The organism is Agrobacterium sp. 5Ca50, from assembly GCF_055381905.1.
In genome coordinates this window covers 3202133-3221414 of the sequence record NZ_AP026438.1, presented here as the reverse complement: position 1 = coordinate 3221414, position 19282 = coordinate 3202133, and the positions used below count along the sequence as shown (strand labels likewise).

Below are 19282 nucleotides of genomic sequence, written 5' to 3'. Positions count from 1 at the left end.
AAGACTTACAGCGCTTTCTGGCGCTGTGGTTTTCCTTCAAAAACCATTTCCAGAAAATTCGACAACCAGGCCCGAAGCGGCGTGTCGAACATCATCCGTCCCTCAAGGTGCTGGCTGCCGACCTGTGCGTTCGGCATCGTGAAACGTTCAGCACCGTGTACGACCCAGCGCTGCATCATGGCGCGGGTCAATTCCGCGTGGAACTGCAGCCCCCAGGCGTTCTTCCCGTAACGAAAAGCCTGGTTGGGATAGGCATCACCGGTTGCCAGAAGATCAGCGCTCCGTGGCAGTTCGAACCCTTCACGATGGAAATGGTAGACCATCTTTGGCCAGTGTGGCATCAGCAACCGGCCCTTCTCGGTGCTGTGCAGTGGGTACCAGCCGATTTCGACCTGACCATCATTGGCGGCATGAACCTTGCCGCCAAGATGTTTCGACAACATTTGCGCACCAAGACAGATGCCGAGAAACGGCTTGTCCTCCTTGAGTGGCACTTTCAGCCAGTCGATTTCCGTCTTGACGTAATCATGCGGATCGTTGGCGCTCATCGGGCCACCAAAAATAACTGCACCAGCGTGGTTCACCAGAGTGTCGGGCAGGGGATCACCCAGCGCTGGTCGACGGACATCCAGCGAATATCCTTTTTCCTCCAGCATCTGGCCAACTCTGCCGGGTGTTGACCGCTCCTGATGCAGAACGACCAGTATTGCAGGTTTCCGGCTCTGTTGACGGGAGGGGTCAAACAGCATTTTCGTCGTTTTCATTTTCCCTGACATTTGTGGTGCGCGTTGCAGCCTGTTGCCGTTGCAAAACCCGATCGCGGACCGAAACACCGAGCAGATCGGCGATACGCCAGATCACGTGGTCTTCCATTTCGCTGCGATCGCCATCTGCGTAAACGATATCCCAGAGGATACCGATCAACGCGACGCGCTGGGCTTCATCAAGGTGACGGCGAATATCGGTGGTAAAACGGTAATAATCGACCGCTTCGGTGCCTGCCTCGCGTCCGGCCTCGAGAAGAGCTTCCAGCGTGCTGCCACTCAACGAATAATACTGGGAAAGTATTTCCCGCAATTTCTGGCGTTCGCTTTTGGAAATGGTGCCATCGGCTTCCATCACCTGGAAACATAGCGCCGCAACAGCGACACGCAGATCATCCGGTGCAAAGTCTTTTCCGGAATGACCACCCGTAAGTTCCTGAAAAAAGGATTGAATACGATTAAGCATGCCTATCCTGTTCAAATTGGCGCTTCAAGACTTGCAGATCAAAACAGGTTGAGCCGAGTTTTGGGTTCCTGTTCAGAGCCGGCTTTTTTAACGCCCGGGTCATCCGGCAAACCGCCAAAGAACGGAACTGGTTCCTCTTCCTTTGCCGTTTCTGCCAATGGCGGTGCAGCAATTGTTTCTTTGGATTTGGGGGCAGGCGTCGATGTTTGAGCTGGTGCTGGTGTTGAGATCGGCTTTGCCGGCTTTTCTGCTTTCTCGGCAACTGTCACGACAGGCGGAATGTCGATCGGCTTTACTGCTGCAGGCTTAGGCTCAGGTGCTTTTGGCGTCGCTGGCTTGGCAACCGGTGGCAGTGAGGCGAATGCCTCTTTGACATCGGCATTTTCCAACGGGCCTTCGATTTGTCCAAACGGCGCTTTCCACTCAAAGGCATCCAGTCGACCGGTGACCGGTGAGATGGGCAACCATTTTTCAGAGGCAATGCCATCAGCCACCCATGAAGGATCACGGGGCGCACGCAGCGCCTGCGCCATCCAGTGACGCACTCGGCCCTGATCACCGTTTTCAGAATCTTCAATATCCGCCATCAGCAGGAAAATGCTTTCACGCGGTTCAATTCTGGCGGCTGCTTCAGCTTTGCTGCGGGCCTTGGCAAATTCCTTGGCATCCAGTGCAGCATGCGCCACGGTAAACAGCGATTCAACGTTGTTGGGTCGCAGGGCTTCCAGCTTCTCTGCCCGCTTTAGACGATCGATTGCCGTATCGCCGCTGCGTGCACGCACGTAAACGGCCGCGACTTCAGGGTGCGGGGCGATTTTCCACACACTTTCCAGCACCGAGGCTGCCTTGCGCAGATTATCTTCGCGAATATAGGCCTTGGCGGCAATGAGAGCGGCCGGGACAAGGCTCTTGGCAAGCTTGAGTGCCTGCAGCGCATCATCACGCGCGCCCTTCGGGTCGCCTTCCAGCTTATCATTGGCTTTGGCGGTCAACAGCACGGCTTTCAGGCGCTCTGCCTCGCCGCGATCCATAACATGAGCAGCCTTTTGCTGATCGAGCAGGCGAATGGCATCATCCCACTGGCCGGTGCGGCTGCGGAATTCCAATGCAGCCTGAGCTGCCCATGGAAGGTAGGGGGCTTTTTCAGCGGCATCTTCGGCATATTGCATGGCGGCTTCGTGCGCGCCCTGACGTCGTGCCTCGATATAGAGGCCTCGCAGACCCAGTTCCCGTGTTTCGGGATCCTGTGCCATCGCCTCGAACTTGCGGCGGGCTTCGTCATATTTGCCTTCAATGAGGGCTGCCTGTGCTTCGAGCAAATGGATCAACGGTTCCTGATCGGCGCTGATCAGTCCTTGAGCACGGGCCGTCATCTTGCGTGCCATCAGCGCATTACCGGCACCAGCGGCAATCAAGCCGGTTGAAAGCGCCTGATAACCACGGTCACGCTTGCGGGCGCGGAAATAACGGCGGGCTGCATAAGGTGAGGTCCAGATGGCGGCAAACAGCCACCACAACAGCATGACAGCGGCAACCAGCACCGCGATCATGGAGGCAGCGACCATCAGGCTCATTTCAATGAGCTGTCCTTGCCAGACGACCGAAAGCACGCCCGGCCTGTCAGCAAGCCATGAAAAACCAAAACCGATGGCCAGAACAAGGACGATAAAGGTCAGAATTTTTGCCATGCCGCTTATCCCTTCTGCCCGGAGCTGTTGATGGCGCGCGACAGGCTGTCGCCGACCAGTTTTTCAACCTCTATCCGTGCATCAAGCGATTGCTTGTAGGCGGTTGATACGGTTTTGGCCGCATCGGGAAGAGCATTCCATTCCAGGGCGGCACCTTGCAGGTCACCATTGCGCATCTTGTCTTCCATGCGCGCGATGACGGCTTCAGGCGTCTCACCTTCAATGTTGCCGACCGGCCGTACCTTGACCAGCGAATAGGCGCTTTCGGTCAGACGTTCGACGATCGACTGGTTGGGGTCGGGCTGGTTCAACGTGGCCAGCATAGAGTTTGCAACGTCCGGGAATGTTCGCAGCAATTCGGCACGCGATGGGACGCCGGTGGTGGCAAAAGGTTTCAAGGCTGCCACGGACGGATCGTCGGTTGCAACACCGGCAAGGGTGTCCAGTTCTGTCAGGAATGGCCCGCCACGATCGACGGCTGCCTTCAGGCCAGCGGATGCAATGGCACGGGCGACTTCGATGTCGTCCCGCGGTTCATTGAGTTTGGCTTCAGCATCGTTCAACCGACGCGTCAGATCAGCAGTGGCTGTTTCCTGCGCAGAGCGTTCCGATTGAAGACTGGAGACCGTTCCTTCAAGGCTTGCGATTTTATCGGCAAGGCCAGAGACATCGGCACTTTCGCCACTCGCTGCAGGTACGGCATTTTCAAGTGCGGCCAAGCGAGTCTCAAGTGCCGAGGTGTCTGCCGCTGGCGCTGGTTGTGCTTGTTGCTGGAGAGCGGAAAGTTGTGTTTTGAGGCTGGCTATTTCTGCCGACAGTGCATTTTCCGCATCCTGACCGGCTGCTGACGAGAAGGGTGGAAGGTAGCCCGCATATTGCATGCTGCCAGCGGCAAGCAGTGCGATCAGGCCACCAAAAATGCCAGCGGCGATGAAGCTTGATGATCCCTGCCGGGCCTCTGTCGAGGCAGGTTGTTGAGGCGGTGGTGGCGAGAAGACTGGCTCTTCTTGCTGCGCCGCTTCCTTCACCTCATTTTCCTGAGTTTCATGTTCCAGAGTTTTGGGGGCATCCGGTTTGTCAGAGGCCTCTGAAAGTTGCTCCTCAAATGAGGGCTTTTCATTTATCTGTTCGTCTTTCGGCTCGTCGCCAATATCCACATTCGGCTGCGGTTCAATTGGCGATGAGGCATGAATGTCCTGTGAAGGTTGATCAGCCGCGACGACCGGCTCTTGTTTGTCCGGCTCTGTTGCGCCGGGCGCAAGCGTTTTCACGTCCTTTGCATCAAGGTCGATCGTGACCGGTTCGGCTTTTGTCCTGGAGTGGCGTGGCGGTTTTCCCGAGACCATGTCTACCTCTTTGTGCCTTCAACAATTCAAAACTAGTCAGTGATGACCGCAAAGGAAAGAGCAAAGGCACGAATTAGGTTCCTAATGCGACTTTAGAAGGTCAAGCAGGCCCGCCTGCGACGGCAGGGAACTGACATGAACATTGCTGGAAAAAGCCTTGGGAACTGCGGCTGCCACATTCTCACTCAGACAGAAGAAATGGCTGTGCCGAAGCTCGTTCTCGTAGCGGTCAGAAATAATATTTTTAAAAAAAAGCCGTGCGGTTTCAGTCGAGAACAACAGCACGGCGTCAACCGGTTTTGCCACCAGCAAGGCGTCGAGATCGTCATTCGACCAATCAATCGGCACCATGCGATAACATTCCGTCGTCGTATAGGTAATTCCCAAACCATCCAGCGCGGTTTCAAGCGCTGATGATCGGGGGGATCCAGCCAGGTAAAGCAGGGGCGCGATGGTGCCGTCGGACCCATTGATTTGCTCGCCAATCAGTCGGGCAAGGCTTTCACCATAACCATCCGCAGTATGGATATTCTCAAAACCTGCATGTCTGGCGGCAGTCGCCGTTGCCTGACCTACGGCAAAAACCGGCTTTTTCGCAAAAGGCCGTAAATCAATTTTGGCATCTGCCAACACTGCAAGAGCCTGAGCACTCGTAAAGGTCAGTGAAGCCCATGGGCTTGCCACCGCAAGTCTGGCGGATTCGATATTGTGGCGGGCTTCCACCAATGGCAGAAGCACCGCGTCATGTCCCATGTCATGCAAAAGTGCTGCCGTCTTTTTTCCGGTGTTTTCCGGGCGTGTGACGACAATGCGCATGCTTAATCCCAGCTCTCGAAGAAACCTGCGCCAGCTGCGGCACGAACCTTTTCACCGGCCTTTCGGCCGAGATCAGCAGCATCAGCACGTTTGCCGCTTACTTCTATGCCGTGTTCGGTCTGTCCGTCCGGCGTCAGAATGAGGCCACGGAAATGCAGGTCGTCGCCGTCACAAAGGGCATAACCGGCAATCGGTGTGCGACAGGAACCGTCGAGCGCGCCCAGAAATGCCCGTTCGCACGTCACGGCATCATAGGTCGGCTGATCATTGATTGCGGCCAGCATGTCATTGGCCCGGGCGTCATTTATGCGGCTTTCGACGCAGATTGCGCCTTGCGCTGGAGCAGGCGGAAATTCTTTCGGGTCAAGCAGTGCGGTTGGCACATCCTGCTTTCCAAGACGTTTCAGGCCGGCATAGGCGAGAAGGGTGGCATCGGCCTGTCCTTCTTCCAGCTTGCGCAGGCGGGTATCGACCAGACCACGGAAAATGATGGTGCTGATATCTGGACGCAGACGACGAATAAGCGCCTGACGGCGCAAAGACGACGAGCCAACAACCGCTGCATGCGGCAATTCCATCAGCGTTTTTGCCGTACGGCCGATAAAGGCATCGCGGATATCTTCACGCGGAAGGAAAGCGGAAAGGAACAGGCCTTCGGGCAATACGGTCGGCATGTCCTTTGAAGAATGTACCGCGAAGTCGAGATCGCCAGAAGAAAGCTGGGCTTCCAGTTCTTCCGTGAACAGGCCTTTGCCACCGATTTCCGATAGGGCACGGTCGGTAATGCGATCCCCCATGGTGGACAGCACAACAACCTCAAACATTTCCTGCGGCAGGTTGTGCGCTTTCATCAACCGGTCGCGTGTTTCATAAGCCTGCGCAAGTGCCAGAGGGCTGCCGCGTGTGCCGATTCGGAAAGGTTTTGTTTGCATCCGCTTCTATCCATTGTTACCGGAGGTGTTCGTACCTAAGTTTCCCAAGCATCGCAATGAACGAACAGGTTAATGGCCTCCTTTCTACGTATCCTCGGCATAGAGACAAGTTGTGACGAAACCGCTGCTGCCGTTGTAATCCGGCATCCTGACGGTCGTGGCGAGATCGTGTCCGACGTCGTTTTGTCGCAGCTCGATGAGCACAGCGCTTATGGCGGTGTCGTCCCCGAAATCGCAGCCCGCGCCCATGTCGAGGCACTCGATACGCTGGTTGAGGAAGCATTGAACAGTGCTGGCGTTACACTTGCTGATATCGATGCGGTGGCCGCAACCTCCGGCCCCGGCCTGATTGGTGGTCTGATCGTTGGTTTGATGACTGGCAAAGCCATTGCTCGTGCTGCCGATAAGCCGCTTTATGCAGTCAACCATCTGGAAGGTCATGCGCTGACGGCGCGACTGACGGACGGACTGTCGTTCCCCTATCTGATGCTTCTGGTGTCCGGCGGCCACACGCAGCTCATTCTGGTGCGCGGCGTCGGCCAATATGAGCGTTGGGGAACGACGATCGACGATGCGCTGGGTGAGGCGTTCGATAAAACCGCCAAGCTGCTTGGACTTCCCTATCCCGGTGGACCAGCCGTTGAGCGGGCGGCTGCGAGCGGTAATCCTGATCGCTTTGCCTTGCCGCGGCCGATGGTGGGGGAGACACGGCTTGATTTTTCTTTTTCAGGTTTGAAAACTGCAGTTCGTCAGGCGGCGACTGCTATCGTGCCGCTGTCAGACCAGGATATTTCCGATATCTGCGCATCGTTCCAGAAGGCGGTTTCGCGCACGTTGAAGGACCGGATCGGCCGCGGCTTGCAGCGGTTCCGTGAAAAGTTCCCTGATGTCGATGGAGTGCCTGCGCTGGTGGTTGCTGGTGGCGTGGCGGCCAATCAGGAGATCCGGCGGACGTTGCAGGAGCTGTGTGACAAGCAGAAATTCCGCTTTGTCGCTCCGCCGCTTAATCTTTGCACCGATAATGCCGTGATGATTGCATGGGCAGGACTTGAGCGTATGGCGCAAGACATGCCATCGGATGGTCTGGATACGCAACCACGTTCGCGCTGGCCACTGGATGCCTCGGCGCAAACATTGATTGGTTTTGGCAAGCGCGGAGCAAAGGCATGAACGAGCGCGAAAAGGTCGTCGTTATTGGTGCCGGTGCTTTCGGCACAGCGCTTGCCGTGGTCATGGCGCTGGAAAACCGCCACGACGTCACCCTGCTAGGGCGCGATCCGTCCCTAATGGCAGATTTGAAAACCGATGGCGTGCACGAAGCGGCGCTGCCTGGCATCGGCCTGCCAGATGCATTGCAGTTTTCAGCCGACGCCAACGTGCTTACCGATGCCGGTATCGTGCTGTTTGCCATGCCATCGCAGGCGCAAGCCGATGCAGCGCGCCACTACGGTCCTTACCTGGCTAATGATGCAATCATCGTAACCTGCGCCAAGGGCATCGATCGCTCGTCGGGACGGTTGCTGACCGATGTTCTGGAACATGAACTGCCGCATCACCCGATTGCTGTGCTGTCTGGGCCAGGTTTTGCCGCGGATATCGCCAAGGGATTGCCGACAGCCATGGCGATCGCGGCAGCTGAGGCTGGCGATGCCGAGAGACTGGCGCAAACCATTTCCGGCCGCACATTTCGGCTCTATGCCTCGACAGACCGTGCCGGGGTGCAGCTTGGCGGCGCGTTGAAAAACGTGCTGGCGATTGCGTGCGGTATTGTCGAAGGCGCTGGGCTTGGCGATTCCGCCAGAGCTGCGCTGATTTCACGCGGTCTTGCGGAAATGTCGCGGCTTGTGGTGGCCATGGGTGGCAAGGCAGATACCGTGCGTGGTCTTTCGGGACTTGGCGATCTGGTATTGACGGCCACAAGCCACCAATCGCGCAACCTGCGTTTTGGTATTGCACTTGGGCAGGGGCTGGATGCGGGCGCATTCGGCGGTGGTCTGGTCGAAGGCGCATTCGCTGCCTCGGTTGCTGCCCGGCTGGCTGAGGGACTTGCGATAGATATGCCTGTGACGGATGCCGTGGCTGCCATTATAGAAGGCAGCCTTGATGTGCGCACCGCCATGCAACAATTGATGACACGGCCTATCACCACTGAATGAGTGATGGCCCTTAAGGAGATGAAAATGCTGTTTGCCTTTATCTGCAAAGACAAGCCCGGTCACCTGAACCTGCGCATGGAAACCCGTCCTGTGCATCTTGAGCACCTCAACAAACTGAATGCGGAAGGCACTTTGAAGATAGCCGGACCGTTTCTCGATGCGGAAGGCAAGCCAAATGGCAGCCTGGTGATCGTTGAAGCTGCTGACATCGATGCTGCCAAGGCACTTGCCGATGCTGATCCTTATGCAAAGGCCGGCCTGTTCGAAAGCGTCGAAGTGAAGCCCTACAATTGGGTCTTCAACAATCCGGGAGCGTAATTGGCCATGGCAAATTACTGGCTCTTCAAGTCCGAACCGGACACATGGTCCTGGACACAGCAAAAGGCCAAGGGCGACGTTGGTGAAGAATGGGGCGGTGTCCGCAATTATCAGGCACGCAACAACATGCGCGCCATGAAGATTGGCGACAAGGGCTTCTTCTACCATTCCAACGAGGGTCTGGAAGTGGTTGGTATTGCCGAGGTTTGCGCGCTGTCTCATCCGGATTCGACGGCAGAAGGTGATCCCAAATGGGATTGCGTGGATATTCGCGCCGTTTGCGACATGCCAAAGTCCGTTACCCTGAAGGATGTCAAGGCCAATCCGAAGCTGGAGAAAATGTCGCTGGTCACCTCTATGCGGCTTTCGGTGCAGCCGGTGACCGAAGAGGAATACCTCGAGGTTTGCCGGATGGGTAACCTCGATAAGCCACCGCGCTCGCCGGACTGATAACTGAGGTGAAGACCGATCCCAGCCAGTTCGTCCGTGCCAACACGGATGTCATGACGCCGCCGCATGTGCCGGAGGTGCGTTTACATCTGGCCAGTGAGGCGCATGATCTATGGCTGAAAACCGAAGAAGAACTGGATGAGATCGGCCTGCCGCCACCGTTCTGGGCATTTGCCTGGGCCGGTGGGCAGGGTCTTGCACGCTATGTTCTTGATCATCCGACGACCGTTGCAGGAAAGAAGGTACTGGATTTTGCCAGTGGCTCCGGGTTGGTTGCCATCGCCGCCTCAAAGGCTGGGGCTGCCAGTGTCATGGCTGCCGACATCGATCCCTGGGCGCAGACTGCTATCGCGCTCAACGCCGCAGAGAACGTTGCTGAAATCGGCTTTATCGGCGACAACCTCGTCGGTACCGATCTCCGTACCGATGTTCTTCTGGCAGGTGATGTATTTTACGACCGCGCCTTTGCCGAGATGCTGGTGCCGTGGTTTGTAGCGCTCTGTGAAAAGGGTGTCACTGTGATGGTCGGTGATCCCGGTCGCGCCTATCTGCCCAAGGAAAGGCTTGAGCTGCTGGCAACCTATCAGGTGCCGGTGACGCGCGCACTCGAAGACAGTGACGTGAAAAAAACCACTGTCTGGCGGTTTATCTGAACCTTTTTTTGTCCGTTATGGACGGATCACGCAAACGCCGGCCTCGTAGGAGCATTCGGCGCCTGCCGTTCTGGCGTTGACGTGAATGATCTTCGCCTTGGGTGCGACTGTTTGCGAGGTGCTGTTTGCCTGAGAAAAGGCGGGGCGGCCCTGCTTGTAGAAATAGATGCCATTTCCTTTGAAGCGCACGCCGGAAATCGAGCCTGCATAGGTGCCAACTCGTGGGATATAAGATGGCAATCCGTTGCCACCAACGACCTCTTGGCGTGTGTCGCGGTCGGGATTATGATGGCGGTAACTATTGTAATTTTCTGCCGCCATAACAGGCAGAGCCAAGGCAATCATGCTTGACAGGGTGGTCAGTCGCAATGCGATTCGTTTGTCGAACATGAGCTTTTTTCTCCGGTTTTTTACCTTAACAAACTATTAAATATCGCATTTTTGATTTACGTAAAAGTCAAAATTTTTGGCGTTGTGATCTTGGAAATGCTGTACTTTTTATTTTGCCGAGCAAAAATTTCGCAGGAATCTCAAAACACAATCGATTAAATTCGAATCAGCCATGAATTGTGCTTGTCGTGATGCCATCGTGCGATTAAAGGTCGCGGTTGGTGCAATGCACATTCTTTCGTCATGTGCGTTGTTGTAGGACGCCCGAAAATTCGGAGCGCAAAGGAAAACGCCGCGAGGTTCTGATGGCGAACGGTACTAATAATCGGCCTCTGTCGCCGCATCTTCAAATTTACTCCATGATTCCGACGATGTTTGCATCGATCGTGCATCGCATCACGGGCGGAGCGCTGTATTTCGGCACGTTGCTGGTTGCCTGGTGGCTTATCGCAACGGCGTCAGGTGTTGATGCCTATGCCTGGGTTCAATGGGCCATGGGCACGATCATCGGCAAGATCATCTTGATCGGCTACACATGGGCACTGGTTCACCACATGCTGGGCGGTCTGCGTCACTTCATGTGGGATCTTGGACACGGTTTTGAAAAACACTTCAACACCAAGCTGGCCAAGGCAATGTTCGCGGCTTCGATCTGTCTGACCGCGCTGATCTGGGTCATCGCCCTCATCGTGCGCTAAGGAGATACATATATGGATATGCGTACACCCCTCGGCAAAGTTCGTGGCCTCGGCTCCGCAAAGGAAGGCACCGAGCACTTCTGGCGCCAGCGCCTGACGGCCGTTGCCAACGTGCCGCTTCTCATCTTTTTCGTCGTCTTCCTCGTCATGTATGGCGGCGCGCCTTACGAGGAAGTGAAGGCTGCGCTTTCTCACCCGCTCGTTGCGGTGGTGATGGGCCTCGTGATCATCTCTGGCCTCATTCACATGAAGCTTGGCATGCAGGTTATCATCGAGGACTACGTGCACGGCGAAGTATCCAAGCTAGTGCTTGTGATGCTCAACACCTTCTTTGCAGTCGCTGTTGGCGGTCTCTGTCTGTTCGCCATTCTGAAAATCGCATTCGCAGGATAAACCGGTCATGGCATCTCCAAGCTCACCTTCACAGAATGGCAAGGCCTATACCTATGTCGACCACTCCTACGACGTGATCGTCGTGGGTGCAGGCGGCGCCGGTCTTCGCGCGACGCTCGGCATGGCCGAACAGGGTTTCCGCACGGCTTGCATCACCAAGGTTTTCCCGACCCGCTCGCACACGGTTGCGGCGCAGGGCGGTATTGCCGCTTCGCTGACCAACATGACACCCGACTGTTGGCAATGGCACCTTTACGACACCGTGAAGGGCTCCGACTGGTTGGGCGACGTTGACGCCATGCAGTATCTCGCCATGGAAGCGCCAAAGGCGGTTTATGAGCTTGAGCATTACGGCGTGCCGTTCTCACGTAACGCTGAAGGCAAAATCTATCAGCGCCCGTTCGGCGGTCACATGCAGAACTACGGTGAAGGCCCGCCGGTACAGCGTACCTGCGCTGCTGCCGACCGTACCGGCCACGCCATTTTGCACACGCTCTATGGCCAGTCGCTGCGCAACAACGCCGAATTCTTCATCGAATACTTCGCACTTGATCTGATCATGTCTGACGACGGCAGCCGTTGCACCGGCGTTGTCGCCTGGAACCTTGATGACGGCACGATCCATCGCTTCTCTGCCAAGATGGTGGTGTTGGCGACTGGCGGTTACGGCCGCGCCTACTTCTCTGCCACGTCCGCACACACCTGCACGGGTGATGGCGGCGGCATGATCGCACGCGCTGGCCTGCCGCTGCAGGACATGGAATTTGTTCAGTTCCACCCGACCGGCATTTACGGCGCAGGCTGCCTGATTACTGAAGGTGCGCGCGGTGAGGGCGGTTATCTCGTCAACTCCGAAGGCGAACGCTTCATGGAGCGTTACGCACCTTCCGCCAAGGATCTTGCCTCGCGTGACGTTGTCTCGCGCTGCATGACCATGGAAATCCGTGAAGGCCGTGGCGTTGGCAAGAACAAGGACCACATCTTCCTGCATCTGGACCACCTTGATCCGGACATTTTGCATGAGCGTCTGCCGGGTATTTCCGAAAGCGCCAAGATTTTCGCAGGTGTTGACGTGACGCGCGAACCGATCCCGGTTCTGCCGACCGTTCATTACAACATGGGCGGCATTCCGACCAACTATTGGGGCGAAGTGCTGAACGCTGACAGCAGCAATCCGGAGCGGGTCATCCCGGGCCTGATGGCGGTTGGTGAAGCCGGTTGTGCATCCGTTCACGGTGCAAACCGTCTCGGCTCCAACTCGCTGATCGACCTTGTGGTGTTTGGCCGTGCTGCGGCTATCCGCGCTGCCGAGGTTATCAACCGCGAAGAGCCGATCCCGGCGCTCAACGTTGCGGCCTGCGACAAGATCATGGATCGTTTCGACAGCCTGCGTTACGCCAATGGTGGCACACCGACCGCAGTACTGCGTGACAAGATGCAGCGCGCCATGCAGGACGACGCTGCCGTGTTCCGTACCCAGGAATCGCTGGAAAGCGGTTGTAAGCGTCTTTCCGCCATCTGGAAGGAATTGCCAGACGTCAAAGTTACCGACCGTTCGATGGTCTGGAACTCCGATCTCGTCGAAACGCTCGAGCTGCACAACCTCATGGCCAACGCCATCACCACGGTTTACGGCGCGGAAGCCCGCAAGGAAAGCCGCGGCAGCCATGCACGCGAAGACTTCGTTGATGGTCCGTTTGCCGGTCGCGATGACGTTAACTGGCGCAAGCACACGCTGGCGTGGGTCAACGAGCAGGGTGACGTTAAACTCGACTATCGTCCGGTCCATACCGACCTGATCGCCGACGGCATTGATCCCAAGAAGATCGCGCCGAAGGCCCGCGTCTACTGATTTGAGGAACTGGACATGGTTGAACTTTCTCTCCCCAAGAATTCCCAGATCAACGAAGGCAAGGTCTGGCCGAAGCCTCAAGGCGCCCAGAACGTTCGCGAATATCGCGTTTATCGCTGGAACCCTGATGACGGCCAGAACCCGCGTATCGATACCTATTATATCGATATCGATGACTGTGGCCCGATGGTTCTTGATGCACTTTTGTACATCAAGAACAATATCGACCCGACGCTGACGCTGCGCCGTTCCTGTCGTGAAGGCATCTGCGGCTCGTGCGCGATGAACATTGACGGCACGAATACGCTGGCCTGCACCAAGGGCATGGACGAGATCAAGGGTACCGTTAAGGTGTACCCGCTGCCGCATATGCCTGTGGTGAAGGATCTGATTCCTGACCTCAGCAACTTCTACGCCCAGCACCGTTCGATCGAGCCATGGTTGAAGACTGTGTCTCCGGCTCCGGCCAAGGAATGGAAGCAGAGCCATGAAGATCGCCAGAAGCTGGATGGTCTTTATGAGTGCATTCTGTGCGCATGCTGCTCGACGTCCTGTCCCAGCTACTGGTGGAATGGCGACCGTTACCTCGGTCCAGCGGTTCTGCTGCAGGCTTACCGCTGGCTCATCGACAGCCGTGATGAGGCAACCGGCGAACGTCTCGATAACCTCGAAGATCCGTTCCGCCTTTACCGTTGCCACACCATCATGAACTGTGCGCAGGCATGCCCGAAGGGTCTGAACCCGGCCAAGGCTATTGCGGAAATCAAGAAGATGATGGTCGAGCGCCGCGTCTGATTTGTAAAACCCGTCTGCGAAACCAAGCGCGTTTCTATGTCAGGCGGGAGATTTTGGAAGCCGTGGCCGCATTCCGGTCACGGCTTTTGTTTATGTCGTGACGGGATTTGCTCGTCTCGGACAAGGCTTGAAACCCTGGTAACGGTTATTTAAGCCTGTGCTGACTTGATTAACCAAACTGAAATACGCTAATTCCGATATGCAACGGCAGTTCATGTGTTACGGCGAGCAGCGAACGGGAGCTTGATATGCAATTGAGATATGTGGCAACGGGCATTGCAGTCGTAATGACTCTGGCGGGTTGCCAACGTACGTCTTACGACTACAACAATAACAGCGGCAATTCTGGCTATACGCCTCCGCTACAGGCCCAACCGGTGCCTTCGGTACAGTCCGGAGCATTGCCTCCACCCGGTGGCAGTTCACAGTTTCCAACCGCACCAGCCACAGCACCCGCCCAGGGCGGTGTTGACATGGCTGCTGCGGCGCCCGCGACGGCTATGGATATCCGCAAGGAAACCATGGTTGGTAACTGGCGTGTGGCCAATGGCGGCGCAAATTGCGACATGTTCCTGACCTTAACCAATCTCGGTAGCGGTTCGCGCGGCGGCACACGTGGTTGCGCAGGCGAGTTGACCGCCATGGGTTCATGGGAAGTGTCCGGCAAGATGGTTCTGTTCAAGGATCGTGCCGGTAACACGCTTGGTCGCGTCTACAAGAGCGGCGATACCCGTTATGACGGCACCACCAACAGTGGTCAGCCGATCAGCCTCAGCCGCTAAGGCGGCTTTTCACATTACATCACCCCATTTCGGGTGCGCGGCGCCCATATTTCAGGGCGCCGTTCGATGCAGCCACTTCCCGACTATAATCTAAGCGTTGTCGAACGGCTGAAAAGCCTGACCGCATCAGGCGAGTTGAAAGCCGATCCGGCGCAGATCGAGGTGGCCACGCAGCTTGACCGTATCCTGCACGACCTGAAGACCCTGAAACCTGCCAAAAAATCCAGCGCCCTTGGCTGGATGTTTGCCCGCAAGGCAAAGCAGAACAATGCGGTTAAAGGGCTTTATGTCTATGGCAGTGTCGGTCGTGGCAAAACCATGCTGATGGACATGTTCTATGAGATGGCGCCGGTTGAATCCAAGCGCCGTTGCCATTTTCATGAGTTTATGGCCGACGTTCATAACCGGGTCCATGCACATCGGCAAAAGCTGAAGAATGGCGAGACCAAACAGGCAGACCCTATTCCGCCGGTCGCTGCCGCATTGCTGGCAGAAGCAAAGCTGCTGTGCTTCGACGAATTTACGGTCACCGATATTGCCGATGCGATGATCTTGGCGCGGTTGTTTACCGAGCTGTTTGCCAATGGTTGTACACTGGTCACCACCTCCAACGTCGTGCCAGATAATCTCTACAGGGACGGTCTTAACCGCGGGCTATTCCTGCCATTCGTCGACCTTCTCAAAAAGTATGTCGACGTGGTGACGTTGGATAGCCCTACCGATTACCGTATGGAAAAGTTGAACAGCTTGCCGGTTTATATCTCGCCGCTCGATGGTGCTGCGGATCAGGCAATGGATATGGCTTGGCATCACATTACCGCTGGCCACATTATAGCGCCGACGGAAATTCCAATGAAGGGCCGCTCCATCCACGTTCCTCACGCGCAGGGACGTGTCGCGCGATTTACTTTCTCGGACCTCTGCGAAAAGCCGTTGGGCGCCAGCGATTTTCTGGCAATTGCCGATCGTTTCGACACGGTTTTCGTTGATCATATACCGTTTCTGGACGCGGATAAGCGCAACGAAACGAAACGTTTTATTATCCTTATTGACGCATTGTACGACCACAAAGTGCGGCTGTTTGCATCGGCTGCAGCGATGCCTGAAGACCTCCTGGGCAAGCGCAAGGGCACCGAAGGTTTCGAGTTTGATCGAACCGCATCTCGGCTTTTCGAGATGAGAAGTGCGGAATATCTCGCGCAACACAACGAGAAACGCGCCGTAATTTGACAATTCTGTGACGTATTTTCTTACGTTTACGTAAGTTATTTAATATCTAAACGATTGAAAAACCTCACGTTGAAAGAATCTATTGCCAATTTGAGCTAATGACGCTAAGTCGAGTGCGACAATTTAGCTGCCCCTATGGCAGCGATTGAGTTGAAGCTCGAGAGGAAGCATTCGATGGCTCGCAAGAAGATTGCACTTATTGGTTCTGGCATGATCGGTGGTACGCTGGCGCATCTCGCCAGTCTGAAAGAACTGGGCGACATCGTCCTGTTCGATATTGCTGATGGCATTCCGCAGGGCAAAGGTCTTGATATTGCACAGTCCGGCCCGGTTGAAGGTTTTAATGCCAAGCTTACCGGTGCAAGCGACTATGCAGCTATCGAAGGCGCAGATGTTTGCATCGTCACCGCTGGTGTTGCTCGCAAGCCGGGCATGAGCCGCGATGATCTTCTCGGCATCAACCTCAAGGTCATGGAGCAGGTCGGTGCCGGCATCAAGAAATATGCACCAAACGCTTTCGTAATCTGCATCACCAACCCACTCGACGCGATGGTCTGGGCGCTGCAGAAGTTCTCCGGTCTGCCGAAGAACAAGGTAGTTGGCATGGCTGGCGTTCTCGACAGCGCACGTTTCCGTCTGTTCCTCTCGGAAGAGTTCAACGTTTCCGTTCAGGACGTCACTGCATTTGTATTGGGTGGTCACGGCGACACCATGGTGCCGCTTGCTCGCTATTCGACAGTTGGTGGGATTCCGCTGACCGACCTCGTGAAGATGGGCTGGCTGACTGCCGAACGTCTCGAGCAGATCATTCAGCGCACCCGTGACGGCGGTGCTGAAATCGTAGGCCTGCTGAAGACCGGTTCTGCCTATTATGCACCTGCTGCTTCGGCAATCGAAATGGCTGAGTCCTACCTCAAGGACAAGAAGCGCGTTCTGCCTGCTGCTGCTCACCTCTCCGGTCAGTACGGCGTCAACGACATGTATGTTGGCGTTCCGACCATTATCGGTGCTGGCGGTATCGAGCGCATCATCGAAATCGAACTCAACAAGGACGAGGAAGCTGCCTTCCAGAAGTCCGTCGGCGCGGTTGCTGGTCTTTGCGAAGCCTGCATCAACATTGCTCCGTCGCTGAAGTAATTGCCCGACGCATCGGTGCAAGGGCAGTTCAGGCCTCTGTGCACCACGATGCGGAGACTCAACAGTTGAGAGCGTCCTGAGTTCATCAGGATCTGGGGCGCTCCAGACGGCTACAAACAGGGATTAATCCATGAATATTCATGAGTATCAGGCCAAGGCTCTTTTGAAGGGCTATGGTGCACCGGTCGCCGAAGGGGTTGCAATCCTCAAGGTTGAAGAAGCTGAAGCCGCTGCAAAGCAGCTTCCTGGCCCACTTTACGTGGTCAAGAGCCAGATTCATGCTGGTGGCCGTGGCAAGGGCAAGTTCAAGGAGCTTGGTCCAGATGCAAAGGGTGGCGTTCGTCTTGCGAAGTCCATCGAAGAAGTTGTTTCCCATGCCAAGGATATGCTCGGCAACACGCTGGTAACAGCGCAGACGGGCGATGCTGGCAAGCAGGTTAACCGCCTCTACATCGAAGACGGCGCAGACATCGCTCGCGAACTGTACTGCTCGCTGCTGGTTGACCGCTCGGTTGGTCAGGTTGCTTTCGTGGTTTCCACCGAAGGCGGCATGGACATCGAAGCTGTTGCTCACGATACGCCTGAGAAGATTCACACGATTGCGATCAATCCGGAAGTCGGCGTGACCGACGCTGACGTTGCTGCGATCTCCAAGGCTTTGGAACTGACAGACGCTGCTGCTGAAGATGCCAAGGCACTGTTCCCTGCGCTCTACAAGGCATTCAACGAGAAGGACATGGCTCTTCTCGAAGTGAACCCACTGATCGTCATGCAAGATGGCCACCTGCGCGTTCTCGACGCCAAGATGTCTTTCGATGGCAATGCGCTCTTCCGTCACGACGACGTCAAGCTGCTGCGCGACGAAACCGAGGAAGACGCCAAGGAAATCGAAGCCTCCAAGTGGGACCTCGCTTATGTTGCTCTCGATGGTAACATCGGCTGCATGGTCAACGGCGCTGGTCTTGCCATGGCAACGATGGACATCATCAAGCTGTACGGCAAAGAGCCTGCAAACTTCTGCGACGTCGGCGGAGGCGCTGGCAAGGAAAAGGTTGCGGCTGCGTTCAAGATCATCACTGCTGACCCGAAGGTTGAAGGCATTTTGGTCAACATCTTCGGTGGTATCATGAAGTGCGACGTCATCGCTGAAGGTGTTATCGCCGCAGTGAAGGAAGTCGGTCTGCAGGTTCCGCTCGTTGTGCGTCTCGAAGGCACCAACGTTGAGCTGGGCAAAAAGCTCCTGAACGAATCGGGTCTTGCAATTACGGCTGCTGACGACCTCGACGATGCAGCCAAGAAGATCGTTGCGGCGATCAACGGCTAATTTGAAGGACCGGAAATAATGTCTATTCTCGTAAATAAAGACACAAAGATCCTCGTTCAGGGTCTGACCGGCAAGACCGGTACCTTCCACACCGAGCAGGCCCTTGCCTACTACGGCACGCAGATGGTTGGTGGTATCCACCCTAAGAAGGGCGGCGAAACCTGGACCGGTTCGAAGGGCGAAAGCCTGCCGATCTTTGCTTCTGTTGCTGAAGCCAAGGACAAGACCGGTGCTGATGCATCCGTTATCTACGTTCCGCCAGCAGGCGCCGCAGATGCGATCATCGAAGCCATCGATGCTGAAATTCCTTTCATCACCTGCATCACCGAAGGTATCCCGGTCATGGACATGGTTCGCGTCAAGGCTCGCCTCGACCGCTCCACGTCGCGTCTGCTTGGCCCTAACTGCCCAGGCATCATGACACCGGAAGAGTGCAAGATCGGCATCATGCCGGGCTCGATCTTCCGCAAGGGTTCGGTTGGTATCGTTTCGCGCTCCGGCACTCTGACCTATGAAGCCGTGTTCCAGACATCCAACGAAGGCCTCGGCCAGACGACGGCTGTTGGTATCGGTGGCGACCCGGTCAAGGGCACTGAGTTCATCGACGTGCTGGAAATGTTCCTCGCTGACGAAGCCACCACCTCGATCATCATGATCGGTGAAATCGGCGGTTCGGCTGAAGAAGATGCAGCACAGTTCCTGATCGACGAAGCCAAGAAGGGTCGCAAGAAGCCAATGGCTGGCTTCATCGCTGGCCGTACTGCTCCGAAGGGCCGCACCATGGGCCACGCCGGTGCTGTGGTTTCCGGCGGCAAGGGTGATGCAGAATCCAAGATCGCTGCCATGGAAGCAGCTGGTATCAAGGTTTCGCCTTCCCCGGCACGCCTCGGCAAGACGCTGGTTGAAGTTCTCAAGGGCTAAGACCACATACTGAGACTAAAACCGGGCAGGCGGATCGTGAAGAGCCGGCTGTCCGGATGCGCTTACAGAGCGCGGGATGAAGGCCGCTGCGGCGGCATATATGACCAAAGCGGCAGGCCATCAGCGGCCATCAACAAATCGAGGAGGCGGGGTACTTCCCCCGCAGGACAA

21 protein-coding genes are annotated in these 19282 nt (G+C 56.2%); 14 read left to right on the top strand and 7 right to left on the bottom strand.

Annotated features, from left to right (window positions below; genetic code table 11):
- Positions 1 to 5: 5 nt before the first annotated feature.
- The 6 genes from ACZ5FM_RS15530 to hemC all read right to left on the bottom strand — a co-directional run bounded on the left by ACZ5FM_RS15530 (position 6) and on the right by hemC (position 6012).
- The gene (locus tag ACZ5FM_RS15530; RefSeq protein WP_464040480.1) at positions 6 to 749 is read right to left on the bottom strand and encodes a glutamine amidotransferase; all 744 of its coding nucleotides are present in this window, start codon (positions 747 to 749) and stop codon (positions 6 to 8) included.
- A complete protein-coding gene (locus ACZ5FM_RS15525) occupies positions 739 to 1230 on the bottom strand; it encodes a tellurite resistance TerB family protein (RefSeq protein WP_250984276.1) in 492 nt (163 codons plus the stop codon). Before ACZ5FM_RS15525 ends, ACZ5FM_RS15530 begins: the two co-directional genes overlap by 11 nt.
- Positions 1231 to 1268: 38 nt before the next feature.
- Entirely contained in the window at positions 1269 to 2918 is a 1650-nt protein-coding gene (locus ACZ5FM_RS15520; protein ID WP_464039172.1) for a heme biosynthesis HemY N-terminal domain-containing protein, read from the bottom strand.
- Between the two features lie 5 nt (positions 2919 to 2923).
- The gene (locus ACZ5FM_RS15515; RefSeq protein WP_464039171.1) at positions 2924 to 4264 is read right to left on the bottom strand and encodes a COG4223 family protein; all 1341 of its coding nucleotides are present in this window, start codon (positions 4262 to 4264) and stop codon (positions 2924 to 2926) included.
- Between the two features lie 81 nt (positions 4265 to 4345).
- A complete protein-coding gene (locus ACZ5FM_RS15510; protein ID WP_250984279.1) occupies positions 4346 to 5080 on the bottom strand; it encodes a uroporphyrinogen-III synthase in 735 nt (244 codons plus the stop codon).
- Between the two features lie 2 nt (positions 5081 to 5082).
- Entirely contained in the window at positions 5083 to 6012 is a 930-nt protein-coding gene (hemC, locus tag ACZ5FM_RS15505) for a hydroxymethylbilane synthase (protein WP_464039170.1), read from the bottom strand.
- Positions 6013 to 6084: 72 nt separating this feature from the next.
- Here hemC and tsaD point away from each other — a divergent pair, with 72 nt between their 5' ends.
- The 5 genes from tsaD to ACZ5FM_RS15480 are packed head-to-tail and all read left to right on the top strand — an operon-like array spanning position 6085 to position 9589.
- Complete coding sequence (gene tsaD, locus ACZ5FM_RS15500; protein WP_464039169.1) at positions 6085 to 7182, top strand: tRNA (adenosine(37)-N6)-threonylcarbamoyltransferase complex transferase subunit TsaD; 1098 nt, start codon at positions 6085 to 6087, stop codon at positions 7180 to 7182.
- Positions 7179 to 8168: an NAD(P)H-dependent glycerol-3-phosphate dehydrogenase gene (locus ACZ5FM_RS15495; protein ID WP_464039168.1), complete on the top strand. Its 990-nt coding sequence runs from the start codon at positions 7179 to 7181 to the stop codon at positions 8166 to 8168. The genes tsaD and ACZ5FM_RS15495 overlap by 4 nt, the downstream gene beginning before the upstream one ends.
- A 24-nt stretch (positions 8169 to 8192) precedes the next feature.
- A complete protein-coding gene (locus tag ACZ5FM_RS15490; protein ID WP_192490414.1) occupies positions 8193 to 8486 on the top strand; it encodes a YciI-like protein in 294 nt (97 codons plus the stop codon).
- A 6-nt stretch (positions 8487 to 8492) separates the two neighbouring features.
- Positions 8493 to 8936: an EVE domain-containing protein gene (locus ACZ5FM_RS15485; protein WP_192490413.1), complete on the top strand. Its 444-nt coding sequence runs from the start codon at positions 8493 to 8495 to the stop codon at positions 8934 to 8936.
- 8 nt (positions 8937 to 8944) lie between these two features.
- A complete protein-coding gene (locus tag ACZ5FM_RS15480; protein ID WP_250984283.1) occupies positions 8945 to 9589 on the top strand; it encodes a class I SAM-dependent methyltransferase in 645 nt (214 codons plus the stop codon).
- Positions 9590 to 9604: 15 nt separating this feature from the next.
- Here ACZ5FM_RS15480 and ACZ5FM_RS15475 read toward each other — a convergent pair whose 3' ends face one another.
- Complete coding sequence (locus ACZ5FM_RS15475; RefSeq protein ID WP_464039167.1) at positions 9605 to 9979, bottom strand: hypothetical protein; 375 nt, start codon at positions 9977 to 9979, stop codon at positions 9605 to 9607.
- A gap of 305 nt (positions 9980 to 10284) precedes the next feature.
- Between ACZ5FM_RS15475 and sdhC the strand changes: the two genes are divergently transcribed.
- The 9 genes from sdhC to sucD all read left to right on the top strand — a co-directional run bounded on the left by sdhC (position 10285) and on the right by sucD (position 19111).
- Positions 10285 to 10677 (top strand): succinate dehydrogenase, cytochrome b556 subunit, encoded by a 393-nt coding sequence (gene sdhC / locus ACZ5FM_RS15470; protein WP_250984285.1) that lies wholly within the window; start codon positions 10285 to 10287, stop codon positions 10675 to 10677.
- A 12-nt stretch (positions 10678 to 10689) separates the two neighbouring features.
- A complete protein-coding gene (gene sdhD / locus ACZ5FM_RS15465) occupies positions 10690 to 11070 on the top strand; it encodes a succinate dehydrogenase, hydrophobic membrane anchor protein (RefSeq protein WP_192490409.1) in 381 nt (126 codons plus the stop codon).
- 7 nt (positions 11071 to 11077) lie between these two features.
- The gene (gene sdhA, locus ACZ5FM_RS15460) at positions 11078 to 12922 is read left to right on the top strand and encodes a succinate dehydrogenase flavoprotein subunit (RefSeq protein ID WP_250984287.1); all 1845 of its coding nucleotides are present in this window, start codon (positions 11078 to 11080) and stop codon (positions 12920 to 12922) included.
- Between the two features lie 15 nt (positions 12923 to 12937).
- Positions 12938 to 13717: a succinate dehydrogenase iron-sulfur subunit gene (locus ACZ5FM_RS15455; RefSeq protein WP_192490407.1), complete on the top strand. Its 780-nt coding sequence runs from the start codon at positions 12938 to 12940 to the stop codon at positions 13715 to 13717.
- 248 nt (positions 13718 to 13965) lie between these two features.
- The gene (locus ACZ5FM_RS15450) at positions 13966 to 14499 is read left to right on the top strand and encodes a protease inhibitor Inh/omp19 family protein (protein ID WP_192490406.1); all 534 of its coding nucleotides are present in this window, start codon (positions 13966 to 13968) and stop codon (positions 14497 to 14499) included.
- 66 nt (positions 14500 to 14565) lie between these two features.
- On the top strand, positions 14566 to 15729 hold the full coding sequence (gene zapE / locus ACZ5FM_RS15445; protein ID WP_464039166.1) for a cell division protein ZapE: 1164 nt from the start codon (positions 14566 to 14568) through the stop codon (positions 15727 to 15729).
- A gap of 174 nt (positions 15730 to 15903) precedes the next feature.
- Positions 15904 to 16866: a malate dehydrogenase gene (gene mdh, locus ACZ5FM_RS15440; RefSeq protein ID WP_192490404.1), complete on the top strand. Its 963-nt coding sequence runs from the start codon at positions 15904 to 15906 to the stop codon at positions 16864 to 16866.
- Between the two features lie 130 nt (positions 16867 to 16996).
- Entirely contained in the window at positions 16997 to 18190 is a 1194-nt protein-coding gene (gene sucC, locus ACZ5FM_RS15435; RefSeq protein WP_250984289.1) for an ADP-forming succinate--CoA ligase subunit beta, read from the top strand.
- 18 nt (positions 18191 to 18208) lie between these two features.
- On the top strand, positions 18209 to 19111 hold the full coding sequence (gene sucD, locus ACZ5FM_RS15430) for a succinate--CoA ligase subunit alpha (RefSeq protein ID WP_192490402.1): 903 nt from the start codon (positions 18209 to 18211) through the stop codon (positions 19109 to 19111).
- The last annotated feature ends 171 nt before the right edge of the window (positions 19112 to 19282 follow it).

Bases quoted from the DNA above. Each gene is read 5' to 3' on its own strand.
- sucD (WP_192490402.1), top strand. From the start codon at position 18,209: ATGTCTATTCTCGTAAATAAAGACACAAAGATCCTCGTTCAGGGTCTG.
- zapE (WP_464039166.1), top strand. From the start codon at position 14,566: ATGCAGCCACTTCCCGACTATAATCTAAGCGTTGTCGAACGGCTGAAA.
- ACZ5FM_RS15515 (WP_464039171.1), bottom strand. From the start codon at position 4,264: ATGGTCTCGGGAAAACCGCCACGCCACTCCAGGACAAAAGCCGAACCG.
- ACZ5FM_RS15495 (WP_464039168.1), top strand. From the start codon at position 7,179: ATGAACGAGCGCGAAAAGGTCGTCGTTATTGGTGCCGGTGCTTTCGGC.
- sdhA (WP_250984287.1), top strand. From the start codon at position 11,078: ATGGCATCTCCAAGCTCACCTTCACAGAATGGCAAGGCCTATACCTAT.
- ACZ5FM_RS15455 (WP_192490407.1), top strand. From the start codon at position 12,938: ATGGTTGAACTTTCTCTCCCCAAGAATTCCCAGATCAACGAAGGCAAG.
- mdh (WP_192490404.1), top strand. From the start codon at position 15,904: ATGGCTCGCAAGAAGATTGCACTTATTGGTTCTGGCATGATCGGTGGT.
- tsaD (WP_464039169.1), top strand. From the start codon at position 6,085: ATGGCCTCCTTTCTACGTATCCTCGGCATAGAGACAAGTTGTGACGAA.
- ACZ5FM_RS15450 (WP_192490406.1), top strand. From the start codon at position 13,966: ATGCAATTGAGATATGTGGCAACGGGCATTGCAGTCGTAATGACTCTG.
- ACZ5FM_RS15525 (WP_250984276.1), bottom strand. From the start codon at position 1,230: ATGCTTAATCGTATTCAATCCTTTTTTCAGGAACTTACGGGTGGTCAT.
- sucC (WP_250984289.1), top strand. From the start codon at position 16,997: ATGAATATTCATGAGTATCAGGCCAAGGCTCTTTTGAAGGGCTATGGT.
- sdhC (WP_250984285.1), top strand. From the start codon at position 10,285: ATGGCGAACGGTACTAATAATCGGCCTCTGTCGCCGCATCTTCAAATT.
- ACZ5FM_RS15490 (WP_192490414.1), top strand. From the start codon at position 8,193: ATGCTGTTTGCCTTTATCTGCAAAGACAAGCCCGGTCACCTGAACCTG.
- ACZ5FM_RS15510 (WP_250984279.1), bottom strand. From the start codon at position 5,080: ATGCGCATTGTCGTCACACGCCCGGAAAACACCGGAAAAAAGACGGCA.
- ACZ5FM_RS15530 (WP_464040480.1), bottom strand. From the start codon at position 749: ATGCTGTTTGACCCCTCCCGTCAACAGAGCCGGAAACCTGCAATACTG.
- sdhD (WP_192490409.1), top strand. From the start codon at position 10,690: ATGGATATGCGTACACCCCTCGGCAAAGTTCGTGGCCTCGGCTCCGCA.
- ACZ5FM_RS15485 (WP_192490413.1), top strand. From the start codon at position 8,493: ATGGCAAATTACTGGCTCTTCAAGTCCGAACCGGACACATGGTCCTGG.
- ACZ5FM_RS15475 (WP_464039167.1), bottom strand. From the start codon at position 9,979: ATGTTCGACAAACGAATCGCATTGCGACTGACCACCCTGTCAAGCATG.
- hemC (WP_464039170.1), bottom strand. From the start codon at position 6,012: ATGCAAACAAAACCTTTCCGAATCGGCACACGCGGCAGCCCTCTGGCA.
- ACZ5FM_RS15520 (WP_464039172.1), bottom strand. From the start codon at position 2,918: ATGGCAAAAATTCTGACCTTTATCGTCCTTGTTCTGGCCATCGGTTTT.